The sequence below is a fragment of the Anabaena sp. CCY 9402-a genome, assembly GCF_963920945.1.
GTDB classification, from domain to species: Bacteria; Cyanobacteriota; Cyanobacteriia; order Cyanobacteriales; family Nostocaceae; genus Trichormus; species Trichormus minutissimus.
The window spans coordinates 26,847-46,726 of sequence record NZ_CAWUDL010000052.1 but is presented as its reverse complement, the minus strand read 5'-3'; the positions used below and the strand labels follow the sequence as shown (position 1 = coordinate 46,726).

General features: G+C 42.9%; 20 protein-coding genes. 7 read left to right on the top strand and 13 right to left on the bottom strand.

The features are described from left to right. Positions 1 to 73: 73 nt before the first annotated feature. The 5 genes from ACM0OR_RS18765 to ACM0OR_RS18745 all read right to left on the bottom strand — a co-directional run bounded on the left by ACM0OR_RS18765 (position 74) and on the right by ACM0OR_RS18745 (position 4,949). Positions 74 to 1,219, bottom strand: a complete 1,146-nt coding sequence (locus tag ACM0OR_RS18765) for a SpoIID/LytB domain-containing protein (RefSeq protein ID WP_414577976.1) — start codon at positions 1,217 to 1,219, stop codon at positions 74 to 76. Positions 1,220 to 1,391: 172 nt separating this feature from the next. Then, positions 1,392 to 2,135, bottom strand: a complete 744-nt coding sequence (locus tag ACM0OR_RS18760; protein WP_323267810.1) for a M50 family metallopeptidase — start codon at positions 2,133 to 2,135, stop codon at positions 1,392 to 1,394. A gap of 123 nt (positions 2,136 to 2,258) precedes the next feature. Continuing rightward, positions 2,259 to 3,149 (bottom strand): FHA domain-containing protein, encoded by an 891-nt coding sequence (locus ACM0OR_RS18755; RefSeq protein WP_414577974.1) that lies wholly within the window; start codon positions 3,147 to 3,149, stop codon positions 2,259 to 2,261. 309 nt (positions 3,150 to 3,458) lie between these two features. After that, positions 3,459 to 4,181: a 6-phosphogluconolactonase gene (gene pgl, locus ACM0OR_RS18750; protein WP_414577972.1), complete on the bottom strand. Its 723-nt coding sequence runs from the start codon at positions 4,179 to 4,181 to the stop codon at positions 3,459 to 3,461. Positions 4,182 to 4,352: 171 nt separating this feature from the next. Then, on the bottom strand, positions 4,353 to 4,949 hold the full coding sequence (locus ACM0OR_RS18745) for a phycobiliprotein lyase (RefSeq protein ID WP_414577971.1): 597 nt from the start codon (positions 4,947 to 4,949) through the stop codon (positions 4,353 to 4,355). Between the two features lie 129 nt (positions 4,950 to 5,078). On the opposite strand from ACM0OR_RS18745, the gene ACM0OR_RS18740 reads away from it, so the two are divergent. Next, positions 5,079 to 5,897 (top strand): pentapeptide repeat-containing protein, encoded by an 819-nt coding sequence (locus tag ACM0OR_RS18740; protein WP_414577970.1) that lies wholly within the window; start codon positions 5,079 to 5,081, stop codon positions 5,895 to 5,897. Here the strand turns inward: ACM0OR_RS18740 and ACM0OR_RS18735 are convergent. Then, complete coding sequence (locus ACM0OR_RS18735; protein WP_190701594.1) at positions 5,887 to 6,093, bottom strand: hypothetical protein; 207 nt, start codon at positions 6,091 to 6,093, stop codon at positions 5,887 to 5,889. The genes ACM0OR_RS18740 and ACM0OR_RS18735 overlap by 11 nt on opposite strands. A gap of 210 nt (positions 6,094 to 6,303) precedes the next feature. Further along, a complete protein-coding gene (locus tag ACM0OR_RS18730) occupies positions 6,304 to 6,963 on the bottom strand; it encodes a HEAT repeat domain-containing protein (protein ID WP_414577968.1) in 660 nt (219 codons plus the stop codon). 123 nt (positions 6,964 to 7,086) lie between these two features. Here ACM0OR_RS18730 and ACM0OR_RS18725 point away from each other — a divergent pair, with 123 nt between their 5' ends. Beyond that, entirely contained in the window at positions 7,087 to 7,665 is a 579-nt protein-coding gene (locus ACM0OR_RS18725) for a phycobilisome protein (RefSeq protein ID WP_414577966.1), read from the top strand. Between the two features lies 1 nt (position 7,666). Further along, positions 7,667 to 8,008 carry a hypothetical protein gene (locus tag ACM0OR_RS18720; RefSeq protein ID WP_323267797.1) on the top strand — a complete coding sequence of 114 codons (342 nt, stop codon included), beginning with the start codon at positions 7,667 to 7,669 and terminating at the stop codon, positions 8,006 to 8,008. 143 nt (positions 8,009 to 8,151) lie between these two features. Here ACM0OR_RS18720 and ACM0OR_RS18715 read toward each other — a convergent pair whose 3' ends face one another. The 3 genes from ACM0OR_RS18715 to uvrB form a co-directional block, all read right to left on the bottom strand. Then, positions 8,152 to 9,792 carry a protein kinase domain-containing protein gene (locus ACM0OR_RS18715; protein WP_414577965.1) on the bottom strand — a complete coding sequence of 547 codons (1,641 nt, stop codon included), beginning with the start codon at positions 9,790 to 9,792 and terminating at the stop codon, positions 8,152 to 8,154. 236 nt (positions 9,793 to 10,028) lie between these two features. Further along, a complete protein-coding gene (locus ACM0OR_RS18710) occupies positions 10,029 to 10,526 on the bottom strand; it encodes a putative signal transducing protein (RefSeq protein ID WP_414577963.1) in 498 nt (165 codons plus the stop codon). 223 nt (positions 10,527 to 10,749) lie between these two features. Continuing rightward, entirely contained in the window at positions 10,750 to 12,747 is a 1,998-nt protein-coding gene (gene uvrB, locus ACM0OR_RS18705; RefSeq protein ID WP_414577961.1) for an excinuclease ABC subunit UvrB, read from the bottom strand. Between the two features lie 368 nt (positions 12,748 to 13,115). Between uvrB and ACM0OR_RS18700 the strand changes: the two genes are divergently transcribed. The 4 genes from ACM0OR_RS18700 (at position 13,116) to ACM0OR_RS18685 (ending at position 15,539) form a co-directional block, all read left to right on the top strand. Then, positions 13,116 to 13,604 carry a hypothetical protein gene (locus ACM0OR_RS18700; protein ID WP_323267801.1) on the top strand — a complete coding sequence of 163 codons (489 nt, stop codon included), beginning with the start codon at positions 13,116 to 13,118 and terminating at the stop codon, positions 13,602 to 13,604. Positions 13,605 to 14,121: 517 nt separating this feature from the next. Then, the gene (locus tag ACM0OR_RS18695) at positions 14,122 to 14,304 is read left to right on the top strand and encodes a CsbD family protein (RefSeq protein ID WP_190701575.1); all 183 of its coding nucleotides are present in this window, start codon (positions 14,122 to 14,124) and stop codon (positions 14,302 to 14,304) included. A 183-nt stretch (positions 14,305 to 14,487) separates the two neighbouring features. Continuing rightward, the gene (locus tag ACM0OR_RS18690) at positions 14,488 to 14,928 is read left to right on the top strand and encodes a hypothetical protein (RefSeq protein ID WP_323267802.1); all 441 of its coding nucleotides are present in this window, start codon (positions 14,488 to 14,490) and stop codon (positions 14,926 to 14,928) included. Positions 14,929 to 15,017: 89 nt separating this feature from the next. Continuing rightward, a complete protein-coding gene (locus tag ACM0OR_RS18685; RefSeq protein WP_190701580.1) occupies positions 15,018 to 15,539 on the top strand; it encodes a hypothetical protein in 522 nt (173 codons plus the stop codon). Between the two features lie 137 nt (positions 15,540 to 15,676). Here the strand turns inward: ACM0OR_RS18685 and ACM0OR_RS18680 are convergent, their stop codons facing one another. From ACM0OR_RS18680 to ACM0OR_RS18670, 3 genes are all read right to left on the bottom strand, one after another. Next, positions 15,677 to 16,483: a DUF928 domain-containing protein gene (locus tag ACM0OR_RS18680; RefSeq protein ID WP_414577959.1), complete on the bottom strand. Its 807-nt coding sequence runs from the start codon at positions 16,481 to 16,483 to the stop codon at positions 15,677 to 15,679. A 27-nt stretch (positions 16,484 to 16,510) separates the two neighbouring features. Then, the gene (locus tag ACM0OR_RS18675; protein ID WP_414577957.1) at positions 16,511 to 18,862 is read right to left on the bottom strand and encodes a CHASE2 domain-containing protein; all 2,352 of its coding nucleotides are present in this window, start codon (positions 18,860 to 18,862) and stop codon (positions 16,511 to 16,513) included. A gap of 97 nt (positions 18,863 to 18,959) precedes the next feature. Next, positions 18,960 to 19,832: an Rpn family recombination-promoting nuclease/putative transposase gene (locus ACM0OR_RS18670; RefSeq protein WP_414577956.1), complete on the bottom strand. Its 873-nt coding sequence runs from the start codon at positions 19,830 to 19,832 to the stop codon at positions 18,960 to 18,962. Positions 19,833 to 19,880 lie beyond the last annotated feature (48 nt).

Sequence of the window (19,880 nt, the reverse complement as noted above, 5' to 3'; positions counted from 1 at the left end):
ACTCAGCACTCAGCACTCAGCACTCAGCACTCAGCACTCAGCACTCAGCACTCACCCACTCAGCACTCACAACTCACTTCGCCTTAATAGGTGTGAGGGCGACACCGCGATAATAATGTCCGAGGATTTGGAGGTGGTTAGCACCGCGTAAGGCTAAATTATACGCTCCCCATTGGCTCATGCCTAAACCGTGACCAAAACCTAAGCCTTGGAGTAGAAAATTACCATCGGCTGCTTTGGTGACATTAAACCGAGTGCTTCTCAGTTTGAGTGCTGTGCGGACTTCTTCGCCGCGCAGTATCTTTGTACCTTTATCTCCAACGATTCTTAAAGCTTTTACACTCTTAAAAGGCGAAAATGCCTCCGGAACTACTTGTTGAACATTGCCCACCCCAGCGATTCTGGTACTAATTTCCGTAGGTGAAAAGGTGCGTTGCCAATTACATTCTTTGATGTTTTGATCGTAGTCTTCTACTGCACGGAGGTAAGGCAGGGGATTTCCCCAAACATCTTCTACGTTTTCGGTATGTCCTCCCGAACAAGCATGAAAGACTGAGAGAATGAGATTATTTTGATAAGTTAATACTTGCCCAGCCGTAGTATCAACTGCGCCATAAGTGGCGGCAGATTCACTACTTACGCCTTTATAAATTTGCCAGCGATCGGGACTATCACCTAAATCATAAACGGGGTTTTTACGCTGTTCTTGTCGCTTGTAAAGTGCATAAGTACGGGCAGCGATCGCCTGAGCTTTGAGGGCTTCTTGTGGCCAGCTAGAACTCATTTCTGCGCCGATGACGCTGTAGAGATATTCTTCTAAATCTACCCAGTTAACGACATCGATACCTTTGTCTGTGGGGACAACTAGAGTTCTACCGCGATACCAGCGATCGCCAATATATACGAATCCTTTGCCTGATGGTTCAATCCAAAATAACCCAGATTGCCATTTATCTAAAGCCACACCTCCAGGTACGGCTTGAGCATAAAAAGCACTCATGGCTGGTAATTGTCCTAGAGTTCGCCCGGTACTGTCTTTGACAATCGCCGTTGTGGAACTGCCAACTTTAGTTTGATTGACTCCCCTCTCAATAGCTACACGCAGAATCACAGAAGCTTGCGCCGGAGCAACCAAAGCTATCCACAATAAAGCACCTAACCACCAATGACGTATTTTAAGCTGGGATAATAAAGAGCCGAATAACAGTTGAAATTTCATGCTGATTATCTAATCACAAGTATCTGTTGGTAGCTCTGGACGATGATGTCCATAACTTAAGATAAGACAATTCCCCGATGTCGGAGGTTGCCACCTCCTTCATAATTATGCAATGGGTTTTAGTTAGTCTCCTGTGTACAAATCAGCATTTCTCGTGTCAGATTTTTAATGACTATACGGAACGATAGGCTATGCGGAGACTTTGTACGAGAATAATTAAGGATGCGATCGCCATTAATCCACCCCAAAACCAATAAGGTAACAACAAATATTTTTGCATCTGGGCTGTATCAGAAAGTCCTAAAGGGCCAGCTGTGCTGCTAAATAAATAATCTAGTTGGTGGTAGGTACTCACACAGGCTTGTACGCCTAAAAATTGGATGGCAAATCCTTGCATCCATTGGGGGGCTTTATAACCAATGCCTAAAATCATTAAACCCAATAGAGGAATTGCCACAAATCCAAACGGGGAACGTACCCAAATTAATGTAGAAACTAGTAAAAAACCTCCGAGAATTTTGAGACTCAAGGAGGCAGTTTTAAAATTACGAGACGCTAAAATTAAAGCTGCGCCAGCTAGTGGTGGCCCCATTGGCCCGGCGGCGGCGACTAAGAACGGGCCAAGGGGAGCTAATGACGAACGGAGAGCATAGGTTGCTACCCCAGAACCATTACTAAAAATTTGTAATTGCTGAAATTTTCCCCCTAATAGTAAGGCCATCAGCCCGTGACCCATTTCGTGAAACCACGTAGCTAAAATACTAAAAGGGTATAAAATATAATTACCTCCCGGCACTTGCCAGAGGACGGCTGTAGCGATCGCTGCGCCTACTAGCCAAGTTAGCTCCATACGTTCAACCACTGGTGGAGCTTCGTTAGTAAATAATTTATAAAAATCTTTTCCTGGTTCGCTCATACTAATTCTTAGTTCGTAATTCGTAATTCGTAATTATTACTATTTTGGACGGTTATTAGGTTGTAGGGGTTTCAGGGCTGTAAATACCTACACCCTTCTACCCCTCAACCTTTATACCTATAGTTAAGCGAGTTTAAAGAGGAATGTCATTAAATCTCCTTTACCAAGGCTGATGCGATCGCCTGGTCTGAGGCGGTGTCTGTTACCTGGTAATAAGGGCAAATTATTAATGTAAGTGCCGTTAGAACTGCCGACATCTTCTATATAGTGAGAATCTCCCTCCATGCGAATATCAGCGTGGATGCGGGAAACAATTTCCGAATTAGAAAATCCTGAAACATCTATATCTGGAGGGATACGGTCATTGGGCTTGCCAATGTGAATTACAGACAGACTTGGTGGCAATTCAATTTCTCTGTCGCTTTGGACATGAACTAATAAGGCTGTGATTTGCTGTAATTGGGTTCTAGCTGGAGACGGTGGTGCAACTACAGGCTGTGGTGCTGGTGTTGGTGTTGGTTCTTCCACTACTTGAACTGGTGCTGGTGCTGGCTCAGGAGGTGCAGTGGGAATAGCTTCTTCACGTTCTTCAGGTATTACAACTGGTGGTGCTGGTGGTGGTGTAATTTCTGCTTCTACTGGATTAGGCATTACAGGAGGGGCAACTGGAGGTGCAGCCATTTCTGTAGGTGGTAAGGGTGAAACCCCAGGGTCAATACCGAAAGCATTAGGTTGTAATAATTCTAACATTGGATCTGGTATTGGATCAGGCGTAACCAATGCTGGGACTTCTACAGGGATGTCAGGAGCAACAGTAGCGACGACAGTAGCAGCAGCAGGTACAGCCGTTGAATGTAGGTTAAAGCCACATTGACCGCAGAAGGCGGCATCAGACTGTACCGTTGCACCACAATTGGGACAGTGGCTAGTAGCGGGTAACGGAGTGTAGCAAGCTTCACATTGAACCGCGCCGTCTGGATTTGAGTGATTGCAATTAGGGCAGACTATAGTCATTGATTTAAGCCTTTGTTCAAGAGCATCCTAAAATATAGTGTTGGGGACTGGGGATTGGGGATTGGGGACTGGGGATTGGGGATTGGGGATTGGGGATTGGGGACTGGGGATTGGGGATTGGGATAAAATCTCCCTGCTCCCTGCTCCCTGCTCCCTGCTTCCCCTGCTTCCCCTGCACCTCTGCACCTCTGCTTCTCTGCACCTCTGCTTCCCCTACCTCCTACAATCTGCCTTCTTCAAAAAGAATCAGAATTGTGGCAAAAGAGTAACTCTAGCTTTCGATTTTAACAACTACTTGTGATACAAAAATCAAGCTGGCAGTTCCGCACCTGCGGCGGCATCAAGTAGCCACAAAAGTTCCCCTTGGGGTTTAATTAGGCGGGATGGGTAGGTGGATTCATCCGCTTCTGGGGCAAAGATTTGAGCTAGAGCGGGTCTTTTATTCGCACCAGCCACTACAAATATGACAGTGCGAGCCGCATTAATGAATGGGTATGTAAAGGTGATACGGGGATTGCCGTCTTTGTTACCCACAGTAATTAAGCGATCGCTTACTTTTAAAGCTTCTGTATGGGGAAACAAAGATGCCGTGTGGGCATCATCACCTATGCCGAGCAAAACCACATCTAAAGCGGGAAATTCTCCCGGTGCAGATTGAAAGAATGCTTGCAGGTGTTGTTCGTATTTAGCAGCAGATCGCCCTGGATCGTTATCTAAGGTGGGTACAGCATGAATATTGGCGGCGGGGATATCAACCCGATCTAGCCAGGCACGACGCGCCATTAATTCATTACTATCAGGATGATTTGGGGGGACATAACGCTCATCGCCCCAAAACACATGAATTTTATCCCAAGGTAATTGTTGCTGGGCAATCGCTTCATACAACGGCTTAGGTGTGCTACCGCCAGATAAGGCGATCGTAAATTTTCCCTGCTCTTTAATGGCAGTATCTAACTTGGTCAGGATCAAATCAAGCGATCGCGCAACTAACGCTGATTGATCCGGTAGGACTTCAACCGTTTTATTCATGGCTTTATCATCACATTACCGGCTTCCAGCAATACCATACCTAACTTATAACAACTCCCCTGTTGAAATTTTGAAACTTTTAACATCAGGAGGTAGGACAGAATAAGTCAATTCAATTCAATTCATGCTTATCACTTTCTTTGGTTAGTTGTCAGTAGTCAGTTGTACTAACTAGTGAATAGCGTTTCCAACCCTAGACAAGTTGTGTTGCACCATTTCTGCTAAACTCGCCTCAGTTAAACAGCGTCGTTCGGAGCAATAGGTCATCAAATATACTCCATTCATCATCCGCACTGTACTGACGCGCACTCGAAAATCATCTGTCATAAACCAGCAGCGTTCCTGTCCCTGGTTGCTGTCATATTCTGTATCAATTGATAAAATCCCGTCTTTGCCAAACCAGTAACGACTAACCACGGGAATCTTTTCCACATACCCTTGGTTGCGGAGCAATTTGCCTGATCGCCCTGTCTCATCATCTGGGACATCAATCAACACAGCAGCCTGCTCAGGATTAGGTTCTTGGTCACTATCGTGTGCTTGCCACATAAAGCTAGCTCCTCCCTTCGCCGCCACTGGATCGATGCTTTGCTGTTCACAAATCATATTGATCCGTGGATCATCTAGTGTAATCACCCCCACATATAACTTTGATTCTCCCGACTCATCAGCTACCGTATCAAAGTGATGCACCGTGCGGTGGGTAAACCAGACTCCTTCACTCTTACGAAAAAAGTCCATCATCGTCATCGGTGTGATCAACGCCATAGGTCATCCTCAAACAAAATAAATGTAATTACGAATTACGAATTAGTAATTATTTACTCAACACCCAAAGAACATGATTGTATATATGTCGCGGTACAATACCCCTAAATAATCTCACGATTTCAACTCATGATCAGCAGGGAGACTCTCAAGACACCCCAAGACGTTTTGGCTGTCCTCAAGGCGGGACTTGCTCTGTGTCAGCAAGATTTATACCAATTCAATCTCAGTGGGCTGGAACTGCAAAAAGCCAATTTTCATAGAGCCACTCTAATTCGAGCAAATCTCAGTCAAGCCGATCTGAGTGCAGCTGATCTCAGTGCAGCTGATTTACGGGGAGCGGATCTCAGCCAAGCTATTTTGCGGGATGCGAATTTACTCTCAGCTTGTTTGTACCGAGTTGATCTCAGTGGTGCAGATTTGCGCGGAGCGATTTTGACAGGCACTAAGTTGCTAGGGGCTAAATATAATAGCCAGACCCTCTTTCCAGAAGGCTTTGCCTATAAATCCTCTGGGGCGATCGGCCCAAATGCCAATTTGAATGGGGCGCAGCTGAATACAGCCAACTTGCGGAATGCCGATTTGCAAGGTGCAAGCTTGTTGGGGGCATATTTGGGGGGTGCTGATCTAACTCTTGCGAATCTTCAGGGGGCGCGTTTAAGTCAAGCAGACTTGCGGACAGCCTGGTTGGCGGGGGCTTATTTACGTAATACTCGATTGAATGGTGCTAATTTGGCAGGTGCAGATTTGCGGGCAGCAGATATGACTGGCGTTGAGTTCGAGAAGTTAGAGAGCATTGCCGGAGCAGATTTTACCCAGGTGCAGGGGCTAAGTGACGAAATGCGATCGCGCCTCCTTAGTCAGCCTGCACAAGAACTAGATACACCTCATGCTTTAACCCGCCGCACTACACGCGCCAGCTTGGAAAGTGTATCTATTAAGATTTAGTTGCCGTCCAATCTTTCTTCAGCAATGCCAGAAAGGTAGCAATCCCTTTAGAAAATCCTTGAGGATCGGGTAAAACATACTGCGGAAACTCTTCATACGGCCGCCACTGCTCAGACGAATTATGCCGCAGGTATAAGACCCGATCGTCCCCTTCCATTTTCCAGAGCATTTCACCGCCGGTGGGAATTTCAGCCATGTCTTTCTCCTTTCGTGCAAACAAAAATACTCAGTAACAGTTTGCTCTTGACCAATTCTGCCAGTCTAAATATTAAATTCTGTAAACATTAATACAATACGTCTAGACCTTTATGTCGAATTGTTGTCCGAGCGCATGGATACATTATAGGTGTCTCTTACAGAACGAGTAAAAAGTTAAAAGGCAAAAGGTAAAAGGTAAAAGAAAGATTTACGGGACTAAATCTTCCATTGCTGCTCCCACTACTCGGTAATCAGCATCCTGTCTCAGTTCTACTAGGGCTTCCTTGGCTTCGGAGGCATCAAAATGTTTTATGGCATAGGCAACGCGTACCCGGATATATTCAGCCTCAGAATTTTTCAGCATCAGGAGTTGAGACAAAGCAGCCTCAGACTGACGGGAATTGGCCAACCAACCCAGCGCATCTACGGCTGCTTCCTGCACTGCGGCATCTTCCCCTTGTAGTCCCAAAGCACAAACCTCCAGCACTTCTTCAGGGCAGTCCATTTCTACAAGGGCTGCTAGAATGCTGCGACGCACCAACCAGTGATCATCTCGCAAAAATGTCTGCACTAAATGAGAGGCAGAAACCCTGCCAAATAAGGATAGGGAGTTAGAAGCTTCTGCCCGCACATTGGGCGTGTTATCAAACTTCATAATTTGCAGCAGGGCAGCAAAGGATTCAGACGTTTTTTGCTTGCCCAACTCCCTAGCAACGAATGTTCGCACCAGAAACTCTGGGTCTTGGATATGGCGGGTCAGTAAAGGAACAGCGACATCGGTGGGATAATCTTGGAGGGCAGAGATTGCTTTGAGGCGGTATTGAAAATCCGCGTCTTGCAATTTGGTTTCGATTTCGTGGAGTTCCATAGCAACGAACAGTAGATGATTTCTTATACTTTAGTCTGAAGCGGATGTCTCATATCCAGCGATCGCCCCAAAACATGGGAAAATATATTTTGTCTCATGGCCTTGATTTCGGAGCAAAGCAACGTGACGAAGCCAACTCTAAGTGCAGCCGTTCAAGAATTGATCCAGAAAGCTCGGATTGTCAGTTTTGCTACCTGGCAGAGTACCCATTCACTGGCAATAATTCAGCGATTCCAGGCGGCAGATGATGAGGGACGCTACCTCACAGATGAAGATTTACAGCAAATTCAGCAGCTTGTGCCATCAACTACAGCAGTCATTGCAGTTACTAGGGAACTACGCGATCGCGTCAATGAAATTGTAGATGAAGCCAGAACCCAGGTATTGGCAACATTCCCTAACATCACTCAACCCGGTGGCGGACTCTACCCAGCCGCTAGGGCAGATGCCTGCTGGCGTGATTTTTGGCACTTCCTGCGCTGTATTACCTATGGCATCGCTGGACAGCATACTGACTACACCAGCACGGAAGGATTGCACTATATGCAACTGCTGTATCAAGAGTTGCAAGTGCCGTTAGATGCAATGGTGGTAGGACTAGAAGGCATTAAGACTGCCAGTTTAAAGCGAGTTGAACCAGACCAACAAGCCCAGATAGCCCCCTATTTCGATCATTTGATTGAGCAATTAAAGCGATTTTAATATGGTTAATATCAAACTATTTCTTTATAATCAGGTTTTTCAAAAAGTCAACCCCAAGATATTTATTTTTATAAAAATCATATCTATAGTGGTTACGACTGGAGCAATTCTCTTAGAATTATGGAATGATTATCTGCTAATAAATAACCAGCAAATTTTAAATCATTTAAATATAATTCTTTGGATAGGGCGAATTGTTATCACAACCCATTTTTTAGAAGCAGTAATAGCAACTACTTATGCACCTGCCAAAAACAGGACACCATTACATTATGGTATTTATACTTTTTTTGTAGGCACAATTGGTTTGTTAGAACTATTTAATCAGGAAGAGTTGTCCTAAGTTGACATTTTTACTAATGTTAGCTCGCTAAATCTTCACGAAATACTATCACCGTCACACAGGAAATCGAAAACGTCCTCAGCGATGCGATCGCACTTGCTCATTGACGTAGCCAGCAAAATTGAATCAATTATTTTGCCTTGTTAATTATTGCTTGGTTGGGTTTCTAAAAGCTTGTCGTTTTTCTGAGATGGTACTTTTGCTGGTTGGCTATCAGTCGATGAATTTTGTTTAACTTCCACAGTTGGCACTACCACAGAAGAAGAATCGGGATTTTTAGACTCCGTAGGTGGTGCGCTTGGTAGTATCACAGGTTTAGGCTGTTTATCAACTGGGGACGGGGTAGAATTCTGGCTACTAGGGGGTGGGGAATTTTCTGAAGAGTTGGCGGGGTTAGCTTTGCGCGAGGAACGAATTTCCCGCAGCGTCTCTACTAGGGATGGTGAAGCATCAGTATTAGATGAGGGAGAAGATTTTTCAGAATTGACGCTTGGTGATTCTCCAATGTTGGGTTGTGGTGATTGTTCTGTAGCACTGCTGTTGGTATTTGCAGGTTCAGTCTGTTGTTCAGGTAAGTTACGTCTGCGTCGTCTAAAGTTGGCAGTGGGTGTAGTTTCGCCAGAATCAACAGTGGAAGATTTGCGGATATTGTTGTTTTCTTGTGGGGTAGTGTTTTTACCCCCTAATTCTAGTGGGCGTTCTTCAAACAATGGTTTGGAAGGTGACTTGGGTTGAGAATCAGAAAACATATTGGTGATGCCAAAACCTGCGGTAGCAGCAACTAAAGCTACACTAACACCCAAGAAAACCTTAGAAGTCGCTAGCTTCTGAACCATGATGGCGATGTTTTTTAATGGCGAGGTTTTCTTCACACTACTGAAAATATTGCCGTTAGCCGCATTTTCGAGATTGTGAACAGATAAATTAATAGTAGGGACTGCATAGGTGGGTATAACTTGCGGGGCAACGTTTATACCACTTCCTGGTAGTAGTTGCAGCCACTCAGCAACGGTGGCGGGACGAAAGCGAGATTCTACAGCCATTCCACGCATGACGGCTTGATTGACAGATGCACTGAGATGGGGTTGCAGTTCGCGGGGGGCTGGCATTTGTTCGCGATCGCGTAATAATGCTGGTAAGGGTACTTGTCCTGTTAATAAGGCATACAAAGTAGCTGCCAAACCATAAACATCTGTAGCGGGTGTACGCATCGCTTGGGTTAAATACTGCTCAATAGGGGAATAGCCTTCAGATACTATCCCTGTGTGAGTTTGCCTCACGCCATTATTAAATTCACGGGCAATGCCAAAATCAATTAGGACGACTTCCTGAGTGCCTTGACGAAGAATAATGTTATCTGGTTTAACATCTCGATGCAGTAAGCCATTGCTGTGAACTACCTGCAATGCTGCGCCGATTTGTCGGATGTAATGAATAGCTGTGGCTTCAGGTAAGGGTATTCCTGGCAAGATAAACGCATCTCCCAAGGTTTCCCCACGAATATATTCCATCACCATATAAGGGAGTCCGTCTTCCACAAAAAAGTCGCTGACTCTGACAATATTGGGATGAACGCAAGTAGCTAACCTTCGGGCTTCATCTTGGAATTGTTGCTCGAACTTCGCAAACTCAGAATGTTGTCGCAGTTTTTCGTTAATTGTTTTCATCACTACCTCCTGTTCTAAGTAGTGATGAGTAGCTTTAAACGTGATGCCAAAGCCACCGCGTCCAATTTCTTGGATAAGGGTGTATTTCCCACCCTGCAAAATTTTACCTGCTACCATAAAGAGCCTGCGTCCTGAGTCCTGATTCCACGATGAGAATACGGTACTATTTTCTGGTTGTCGGGAGAGAGCCAAATCAAAAGCCTGTCCATATTGATTGTATTAGTTAACTAGCTCAAAGTTCTGCTGCAATCAGGACAATTGATTTTTTGTATCTCCCGTCTTAGTCAAACCCTTCTGTGGTTGACTATAGTTTTTTCTTCTCAATAATACAGTAGGCGGAAAATAATGCCCATCTAAAATAATATTTCCCAGAGTATATAAAGATTTAGTAAATCAAGTAGCAGGGCAACAATTACTTTAATACGTCGATTGGAACTGATTTGACGACGGGAAACTAATAAACGCACCAGTAACCATAGAGAGTAAATTTGAATGGGTAGGAAGAGTAAAATTAGACCAATTACAGATGTGCGAAATGCTCTATCTGCGGTTTCATCTGCCCAAGATATTTTTTCGATATCATCATCAGCTTCATCATTTTGCAGCCATTCGTCTGCTGAGTCTTCTATCTCGAACTCAGAAGATACTAAAACTTTTTTGGCTTGTTCTAAATCTGTTTGATTAACTTGTAATTTAATCCAGCCAACTGCTACTGTTAGATGCCATGCCATGTTAACGGTAGACTCATTAGCTAAGTAGCATTGAATGCCTTGTGATTCTAATAGCTGCTTGGCTAAATTAGCATCAATATAGTTACTAAAAGTGGATACTGTGACAAAATTATTAACCATGCCGTTTTGTGTAATATATTGAATACAGCAAGATTTATTTGTTCTGGAATTGCAGTATAGGTGTAAATCAGGAATTATAAGTTATCTCGAAATAAATTATAATAAAGCTATGTAAATACCGTAGAGAAAAGTAGCAAAGATATTTAACTGATTGATATTGGCAAGCGATCGCTCTAGTTTTGAGTGAAAACCCCGATTCTTCTCCACAACCGGGGTAATTTTATTAACGTCCTAGCATTTTATCGCGCAGTTGCTTGATGCGATCGCGCAATTTTGCCGCCTCTTCAAACTCTAGGTTTTTCGCTGCGGCTTTCATCTGTGTTTCCAGTTGGGTAATCAATTCAGGAATCTGCTCTAATGGCAATTCACTTAAATTTTCTTCTACAACTTTAAAATCTCCTGCATTCAATCTTCTAGAAATATCTAAGAAAGATAAAATCGCATTACCCGATCTTTTTACAATTGGTTGCGGTGTAATTCCGTGCATTCGGTTATGTGCCATTTGGATTCCCCGCCGTCTATCAGTTTCTTCAATAGCTTTCACCATGCTGTTGGTGAAATTATCAGCGTATAAAATCGCTTGTCCTCGGATGTGACGCGCGGCTCTCCCGATAGTTTGAATTAAAGAACGTTCGGCTCGTAAAAATCCTTCTTTATCGGCATCCATAATTACCACTAAGGAAACTTCTGGTAAATCTAAACCTTCCCGCAGTAAGTTTACACCTACCAAAACATCAAATTTACCCTCTCGCAAATCTTCTAAAATTTCAATGCGCTGAATGGAATTAATCTCTGAGTGTAAATAACGCACCCGAATGCTGTGTTCTTGCAGATACTCGGTTAAGTCTTCCGCCATGCGTTTAGTTAAAGTGGTAATCAATACCCGTTCTTGGCGATCAATTCTATCTTTAATTTCTCCCAACAAATCATCAATTTGTCCGTCTGTGGGACGCACAAAAATCTCTGGATCAATTACACCAGTAGGTCTAATTACTTGCTCAACTATCCTATCTTCAGAAATTTCTAATTCCCAATTCCCTGGAGTAGCGGAAACGAAAATACATTGATTGACTTTCGTCCAAAATTCCTCTGCTTTTAAAGGACGGTTATCAGCCGCACTAGGTAGTCTAAAACCATGTTCAATTAAAACTTTCTTTCTCGCTTGGTCGCCGTTATACATAGCGCGAATTTGCGGTACAGTAACGTGAGATTCATCAATTACTAACAGCCAATCTTTAGGAAAATAATCAATTAAACATTCTGGCGGTTCTCCGGCTTGTCTTCCTGCTAGGTGACGGGAATAGTTTTCTACACCGTTACAGTAACCAACTTCACGCAACATTTCTAAGTCATAACGTGTACGCTGGTCTATGCGTTGCGCTTCTACTAACTTACCAGCTGCTTCTAGTCCTGTTTTTTGTTGTTTTAATTCAGCCGCAATGTCTTCACAGGCGACGTCTAAACGCTCCTCTGGGGTAACAAAGTGACGCGCTGGGTAAATATTCACAGCTTGTAAACTATTGATAATTTCACCCGTTACGGGGTCAATATAGCGAATTGCGTCAATTTCATCGCCAAAGAATTCCACCCGAATAATCCTATCTTCGTAGGCGGGGCCAATTTCTAAGACATCACCCCGGACACGGAAACGTCCCCGTCCCATTTCGATATCGTTACGACTGTACTGTACTGAAGTTAAATCCCGCAAAATCTGGCGTTGATTTACTTCCATCCCAATTTGTAAGGGTATAGCCGCTTTCAGGTATTCGGCGGGGATACCCAAACCATAGATACAGCTAATTGATGCTACAACAATTACATCACGCCGTTCAAATAGCGATCGCGTCGCTGAGTGACGTAGCATATCAATCTCATCATTAATCGCCGCCGTTTTCTCAATGTAGGTGTCGGTAACAGGAATATACGCCTCTGGCTGATAGTAGTCGTAGTAACTGACAAAATATTCAACAGCGTTATTGGGGAAGAACTCCCGCAACTCATTACAAAGTTGTGCAGCTAGGGTTTTATTGTGCGCCAAAACTAAAGTCGGCTTACCCACCTTCTCAATTACTGCTGCTATGGAAAATGTTTTACCTGTTCCCGTCGCCCCTAGTAAGGTTTGGTAACGGTTATTCGCTTCTATACTAGCAACTAACTGTGCGATCGCTTGTGGTTGATCACCAGTCGGACTAAAGGGAGCTTGCAGACCAAATTCTGTCATACATTTGTACTAAGAAATACCCTATCTCATAGTAGCGTTAGGGAGTGCTGAGTGCTGAGTGCTGAGTGCTGAGTAATGAGTAATGAGTAATGAGTGATGAGTGATGAGTAGTGAGTGATGAGTAGTGAGTGCTGAGTGGCCATTGTATTTTTCTCCCCCTGCTTCCCCTGCTTTCTTTTCCTCAGTCCCTTTTCAATTCAGTAATCTTACTTTGCAAAAATTCTTAATTTAAATTTACTTATATCTCAGTTTTGAAGATACTTATATCTATGCAAGGTTGTTTAAGGTTAAACTCTGTTATATAGGAAATATTTTAAGTTTTCCTTAAATATTGTAAAGTTCAGTTACGAAACCAGAGGTGTCTAGTTATGACCATCAGCACTAATGGCAAAACAGTCAGCCCTCGGCAAAGACGTGCCAAACTTAAAGGAGAAACAACGGTGGAAGTCGAAAATAACCAAGGTCATAGCTCGAATCAAGAACAAGTCGAAAAAGGTGCTAATTTACCAGTGCAGTTAGAAAAATCGAATAAACAAGAAGTGGTAGGAACGTTAGCCGTTGCTGGAGAGCGTCCTATTACTAGTAGTGATTTAGAAGTTGCTCATACATTTTCCAGTGCTGGAATACGTCCTATTGGTGTAAGTCATTTGGAAGTAGTTGAGACAATAAATATAATGGGAATCCGTCCCATTGGTGCTAATACGTTCCAAGTTATGGACAGTATTAACTTGTCAGGAATTCGTCCAATTTCTTCTAGTGCGCTAGTTATTTCTAGCAACTATTCTGTAATGGGTAATCGTCCAGTTGCTCCCAACGAGACAGATGATTCTGATAGTCTGATGGGTTTTATAGATTAGAGAAACAAAGAATCGAATCAATTTTAATAAATCCATTATTAACCCAGTTGCTGATAGTGACTGGGTTTTTGATTGAGAAAATATATATAGGTATCCGGTTTGATTTCCGTTGGCGTAGCCTGCGGTTGCGCTTAAAAATCTAAGATAGAAGGTTGGGTTAAACGCAGCGCAACCCAACATGGACTCGGAAACTCAACATAGATATTGGTGTTAGGTTGACGTCAGGAAACCCAAGCTAGATTTTTTGCAACATCAAGAAATTAATTTATTGTTAGGATAAAAAGCTGATGCAATATATAGGAAAAGCTAGTTTTTCAATTTTCATTTTTATCACAGAATAGATAGAAAAGCTATATATGTTTGTTGGTTTTATGTCTTTGTGTATAGGTCAACAATATATCCTGTGGAGGAAGTTAGCAGAAATTTATAAAGTTAGATTGTATAGAGTGATAACCAAATAAATTCAAAGTTAATTTATTGCTTTGAAGCTAATCATTCATAAATTTAGGAGTGCAAAATGAGTTTAGAAGAAAGAGCGAAAGCTACAGGTAAAAATATTGAAGGGAAAGCTCAAGAAGCACTCGGAAATGTGACTGGTGATCCTGAAGATCAAGCTGAGGGCAAAGCCAAGCAAGCCGAAAGTCAAGTACGTCACGGTGTCGAAGATGTCAAAGATAACGTGAAGAAGAAGCTTGATTAACTCTAGTTTGTTTTAAGTATTTGAAGGCTTTTCCGGGTGGAGATATAGCATTGACTGTAGGGATATGTATATCATATCTCTACCTTCCTACACTGGTTTTGAGCATATAATTCATATTTAAATAAATAAAAATTCAAAATTTTAGAAAATTGTCTAGTAAAGATTTTAATGGGAGGAAAAAATATGATTCTGCTACAGCAGAGTCGCAAATTTTTGACGACTTTTGTTTTAATTTTGGTGTTGATGATAGTTACGGCTTGCGGTGGCGGAACAATAACGCAAAGTGACCGTATTACCTCACCTCCAGCCATTGGTAGAGATATAACTTATTCAGAGTTAGAGAGAGGTAACACCCCATCAGGACAAAGTTTTGGTAACTGGGTTGTACAAACATCTAGGGGATTAGTCCAAGATGCTTATGTACGTGATAACAACAAACTAGGCGTTGTGATTTCTCCTCAAGTCCGTCCTAACGAAGTGAAACCTTTAGCCAAATCTTTAGCACAAGGTTTTCGGAAGAATTTCCCCAATCAAAATTTAACTGTTCTGATTTACGGGCCTGACAAAAAGCTAATTGTAACTGCCAAATACGATACTCAAACCAATCAGATTCAGTATACCTAAGAAGGGAATAGGTGACAGGCGACAGGTGACAGTATTTAATTTTGAATTTTGAATTGATTAGTCCCCATTTTCCCAAGGAGATCAGAAAAGTGACCAGCAGTGAAGAATACAGACGGCAAATCATGAAGGATTTAGCTGGAGGAAATATTGAATCTCTAGATGATGTAAGTAGTGATTCTGGGACTCAATACGAAACCTTTGATGATTTTGCTCAACGAACAACACCAGATCAACGTCGTAGTTTGTTCAATCGTTCCTTGCAACCAGAACGGATTCCCCCCAGTCAAATGGAGCCCGAATTGCAAAAAGCGATCGCCCAAATTAAACCCAACGAACGGGATGATGTCGCACGCGCCTTTTTCAAACATTTCAAGCAAAGAGGTTTAGACGACCGCCACCTAGAACAGCAATTAGGTCTTTCCACACACCACGCCAGCCGGATGAATGCGGATGATGTCAGTCGGCTTGCATCCTTCGCATATCACAATCACCCTGACATTTTCCGCGAAGTTCTAGCCGAACAGCCAGGGATTATCAAGTTCCTCAGCAATCCTGTAGTTGCAGGGATTATCGGTATAGCAGCCGCCAAGTGGTTGGGTAGCCGCAAATAAAGAGTGCGAAGTTCTGTTAGCCGTAGCGAGACTTTGAGCAGAGTGGTGAGTGCTGAGTCGAAAGACCTCCGACACTCATTACTCACCATTTATTACTTATTACTCAGCACTCAGCACTCACCACTCAGCACTCATTACTACGTTCTGGGTTTGCAACAATTAATCAGTGGTTGATTAGCTATTTCCTCTAAGCCAACTGAATGAAGTAAAGTTGTCCACTTTGCTAGTAAAGATTCATTTTTGGGATTAGTAAGGCGTAATTCTGCCAAACTTGCAATAGCATCATACCAAACACCATTTGTGGCATAAAGCGTTACTTTCTGTTGGAGTTCTGCTTGTTTTAGTTGTTCTGTTAATGTTGAATTTTGGTTAACCCGTTGCACCCAACCCTCTGCATAATCCAGTTTCAGAGGTTGTTTTTGGTTGCATTGAACCCGTACCTTAAAAAACCAGTGATACATTGTACCTACCTGCAATGAGGCTGCACCTGGGGGTAAATGAACGCTCATAATTCCTGGTGATTCTGGTGGTGTCAGATATGTGCGGTATACAGTTTTACTTTTATTCTGAGTTTGTTCTTGCAAAACAAACTCTATATTGGCGATAGATGAAGCATTGTAGGGAACAAAAAAGAAAAAATCAGGATTTTCAGCGTTTGTTAACCCCCAAACTTGAGTTATGGGAACAACAGCTTGCTGACCTTGGTTAATAGTCTGTTGGTAGGTTGGGACTAAGGCTGTTACTGTTTGACTCCCTGCATCGCATCCACGGCTTGCAGCCCCACTTCTAGAACCGGCTGCACTACGGTCTGGTGGTGGCGGTGGTGGGATAAATTTGACTGAAGCAAGATGATGATTAACTGGTAAAGCCTGAAGTTTTAGAGGGTAGGATATATTACTAGTCAATAGTATCCCCAAGGCTATAGTTAATTGAAGGATTTTCATAATTTGTGGTCAAGCAAAAATATATTTTTATGATTGTTTGATAGGCTTGATGACGGTCATGACAATGACAGCACTACCTCCTAAAGCGATCGCCGCAGGTACAAAAGGAATCCAAGAACTGTATAGTATTAATAATATCAAGCAAAACCCGTACAAACTCAGAAATACCCCCCCAACTGCCCAGCTTAAATAAGTGGGTTGTCGCAGATATGCAGCAAGTACGCCTCCAATAACAGCCCAAACCCAAACCCAAAACACTTCACCCAAGAGATTCCAAGTCCTTAGCAGAGGCCGCCCATCCAAAGCTGCACTCAACAAATGACTCACCATCTGTGCTTGTAAACAAACTCCGGCGATTTCCTGTGACTGACCTTTTGCTGAAGCGTAGGGAGTCAATGAATAATCTCGAAAACTTTCGGCTGTTGTGCCAATTAAAACTATTTTGTCTTTAACTGCATCTGCTTGTAGTTTACTAGTTAATGCTTCTTGTAAAGTGATGCGGGGGGCGATCGCTTCTAAGTTAGGAAAGGAGCGATAATTGAGTAAAATTTGGTGTCCTAACGCGTCAATCCCTTGGTAGCCTCCGGTATGAGCCTCAATAGGTTTTAAAGTTAGCTTACCTAATTGCCATGCTCCATCAGAGGTAAATTGTAACTGAATTCCTTCAGTATATAAATAACGTAGAGCCAACTGCACATTTAAAGCATAAGATGCAGTACAGGGAGATGAGGGAGGGGGAGTTAAAGCCAAGAGATGACGACGTACCACATTATCCGCATCAATGACAATATCACTAAAGCCGAGAGAGTCGGGAGAAACTTCTGGCGGTGGTTTGATACCTGGTTTGCTAGTTTGGGGGTTACTAACTTGACATACTCCCACAAAGCGATCGCTATTTTTCATGCGTTCCGCCAACTTTGGATAAGCTGGCTGTACAGCATAGTCTCGGTATATATCCAAACCAATCACTCGTGGTTTATACGCCTCTAATTTGGCTAATAACTTATCTAAAGCCTCGTCAGACAGAGACCCCCGCCTATTGGAAGACTGAGCTTGTACATCTTCTTCTGTAATTTCAATTACCAGTATGCGAGAATCTGGTTTTTCCTGGGGACGCAAACGCAGCATATGGTCAAACGCCATTAACTCCCAAGATTGCAGTAAACCAAAATACCTTACTCCCATTAATAATACTGTTGTGACTATGCTGACAAGCATGACCCCAGAAAAAGCTTGTCGTAGTTTGATACCTCTCCTAGTTGGGGTTTTGGCTACAGATGTTATTTGCTGACTATTCTGGCTGACGTGTAATTCTCGCCATAATAAAGGCATCGTTGCCGGATTTTGATAAATTACAGGCAACCAAGTAGCACAGGGAAATTGCGTTTCTAGTCCTTGCAACCGTTCTCGCGCTTCTCTGACTGCTATGTATAAAGATTCACCATGAGCAAAAGCTTCTAAAAAATACTTCAGAAATTCTTGCGCCACCCTATCAGGAACTGGTTCGCGCATGACGATGATTTGGGGTATATGCAAATCTGCAAACTCCCGCGCCAAACCCAAACCATCACAGGAGTTAAAAATTGCTAAATGCAAACCCCGTTCCACTGCTTTTCGCAAACCGTACTTTAATTGAGTAATTGTCAAGCTTTCCGTTTGATTAATATCAATTTTCCCTTGATTACCGCTTCCATCAGTAGCACTATGTCCCGCGAAAAACAAAATCTGCCAGTCTTGTTCCCATAGCTGGTCAGTCAGGTCTTTACCTGATGGCTCAACTAGGAAAGTAGTATTGGCATGAGGCAATTCTTTCAACAACTGACTGTCTGTTTGGATATCAATCCCCTGACTATTACCCAAAATTGCTAAAACTTTCACCTGTGATTTAGGCGGTGAGTTGTGGCTAACTTGTTCATAACTAGGCGCACTCAGAGCAACTTCGGCATTGGGATAGCGTTCTAATAAATCCCACAAATGCCAAGGGAGTTTTTGCAATCTTAGGTCATTGGTTTGTAGTAGTACGCGGATATGGTCTTCCGGTACAAGCTTTTCCAGCCATTTTTCACGGATAGGACGAAAACTATGGGATGATAGCCAAGTATTTAAGTAAAACCTTAAATTATCCGCCGCTTTTTCGCAATCTTCTAAGGAAAGGGTTTGTTTTGATTGCTTAGGAATACCGATAGGACGACCAGAAAATTTAAGTTGACAATAAATAGACTGCCATTGATGGTAACAAAGGGGAATTTCTGGGTTTGGTGGTAGTTCACCAATAATTTCTACAATTGGGCGCACATTTTCATCACCAATCTGCAATGTGACGGAAAATCCCGCCTCAAAACTTCCTGTGCCTAACTTTAAAACTACTAACTTACCCAACGTCAGTACCCCAGATATGGCGATGTAACTTACTTTAGTACGAAAGGTTACACTACTGTGTACGACTGTTGTCTGGGTATATGCAGTAAATGAGTCGTCAACGTGCTTCTAACCAAGATTGCAAATCAGCAACACTGGTAAAATCTAACAGTGCTTCACTCAAATCTTCGAGGACAGGCAAAGGTAAACTAGAAATTAGCGATCGCGTTTCTGGAGAAAGTTCACCAAATCGCTTCGTTAGCAGTCGGATAATTATATTAACAGTTGCTTCCTCACGACCTTCCTCACGACCTTCTTCACGACCTTCCTCACGACCTTCTTCCTTAATTTCTCGGTAAACACGCGTTTCCTTGAGTGTTATTCCCAGCATTGTTTCTACCTCCGTTCTACTTAATTGCTCAAACTTGTACACCATAATTGTCATGATCATTTCTATTATGGCGTGACTCTTAGGTGATGAGATTTCCTGACGAGTTCTACTTAACAAATACCTTGCTGCTTCTGGTGCTTGTTCTTCCTGTACCGTAGTTAATACCATCAGTGCTACCCAAACAGGTAAGGTGCGAATATCCCCCAATTCATCCAAATAAACTCGATGTAATTGTCCGCCATTCAGAAATGAGCGATGGGGATGAATATCACTTTGTTCGAGACTGCGTGATGGGAAAATAATCACGGCTTGCCAATCGCTAAATCTGTCACGGTTGCGATAGAAATACAGTGAAGACTCAGCTAATACCCGTTCATATAGCCGTTCATCTTTTTGAAACTGAACTTCACAGAAATACACCACTCCTGCACCTGCGTTTTCTGGTGGGAGAAATACGCCGTCAATTTCAAACTTCGGTTCTTTGACTGCTACTGAATCAAATCGATAAGCATCAGCATTTATTGGTGGATTTGTCAACAATTCAAATAATAGGTTGGGATATTGTTGAAATAGTTTGTAAAAAATTGAGTCTCGCCGCATAAATAATTCAGATTGTACTGAGGAGCAACCGCACTGGTGGCGTTACCA

Excerpts from the sequence above, each read along its gene's own strand:
- ACM0OR_RS18730 (WP_414577968.1), bottom strand. The coding sequence starts at position 6,963 with ATGGAACTCCACGAAATCGAAACCAAATTGCAAGACGCGGATTTTCAA.
- uvrB (WP_414577961.1), bottom strand. The coding sequence starts at position 12,747 with ATGACAGAATTTGGTCTGCAAGCTCCCTTTAGTCCGACTGGTGATCAA.
- ACM0OR_RS18735 (WP_190701594.1), bottom strand. The coding sequence starts at position 6,093 with ATGGCTGAAATTCCCACCGGCGGTGAAATGCTCTGGAAAATGGAAGGG.
- ACM0OR_RS18720 (WP_323267797.1), top strand. The coding sequence starts at position 7,667 with ATGGTTAATATCAAACTATTTCTTTATAATCAGGTTTTTCAAAAAGTC.
- ACM0OR_RS18745 (WP_414577971.1), bottom strand. The coding sequence starts at position 4,949 with ATGGCGTTGATCACACCGATGACGATGATGGACTTTTTTCGTAAGAGT.
- ACM0OR_RS18715 (WP_414577965.1), bottom strand. The coding sequence starts at position 9,792 with ATGGTAGCAGGTAAAATTTTGCAGGGTGGGAAATACACCCTTATCCAA.
- ACM0OR_RS18740 (WP_414577970.1), top strand. The coding sequence starts at position 5,079 with ATGATCAGCAGGGAGACTCTCAAGACACCCCAAGACGTTTTGGCTGTC.
- ACM0OR_RS18710 (WP_414577963.1), bottom strand. The coding sequence starts at position 10,526 with ATGGTTAATAATTTTGTCACAGTATCCACTTTTAGTAACTATATTGAT.
- ACM0OR_RS18755 (WP_414577974.1), bottom strand. The coding sequence starts at position 3,149 with ATGACTATAGTCTGCCCTAATTGCAATCACTCAAATCCAGACGGCGCG.
- ACM0OR_RS18700 (WP_323267801.1), top strand. The coding sequence starts at position 13,116 with ATGACCATCAGCACTAATGGCAAAACAGTCAGCCCTCGGCAAAGACGT.
- ACM0OR_RS18690 (WP_323267802.1), top strand. The coding sequence starts at position 14,488 with ATGATTCTGCTACAGCAGAGTCGCAAATTTTTGACGACTTTTGTTTTA.
- ACM0OR_RS18680 (WP_414577959.1), bottom strand. The coding sequence starts at position 16,483 with ATGAAAATCCTTCAATTAACTATAGCCTTGGGGATACTATTGACTAGT.
- ACM0OR_RS18695 (WP_190701575.1), top strand. The coding sequence starts at position 14,122 with ATGAGTTTAGAAGAAAGAGCGAAAGCTACAGGTAAAAATATTGAAGGG.
- ACM0OR_RS18765 (WP_414577976.1), bottom strand. The coding sequence starts at position 1,219 with ATGAAATTTCAACTGTTATTCGGCTCTTTATTATCCCAGCTTAAAATA.
- pgl (WP_414577972.1), bottom strand. The coding sequence starts at position 4,181 with ATGAATAAAACGGTTGAAGTCCTACCGGATCAATCAGCGTTAGTTGCG.
- ACM0OR_RS18760 (WP_323267810.1), bottom strand. The coding sequence starts at position 2,135 with ATGAGCGAACCAGGAAAAGATTTTTATAAATTATTTACTAACGAAGCT.
- ACM0OR_RS18670 (WP_414577956.1), bottom strand. The coding sequence starts at position 19,832 with ATGCGGCGAGACTCAATTTTTTACAAACTATTTCAACAATATCCCAAC.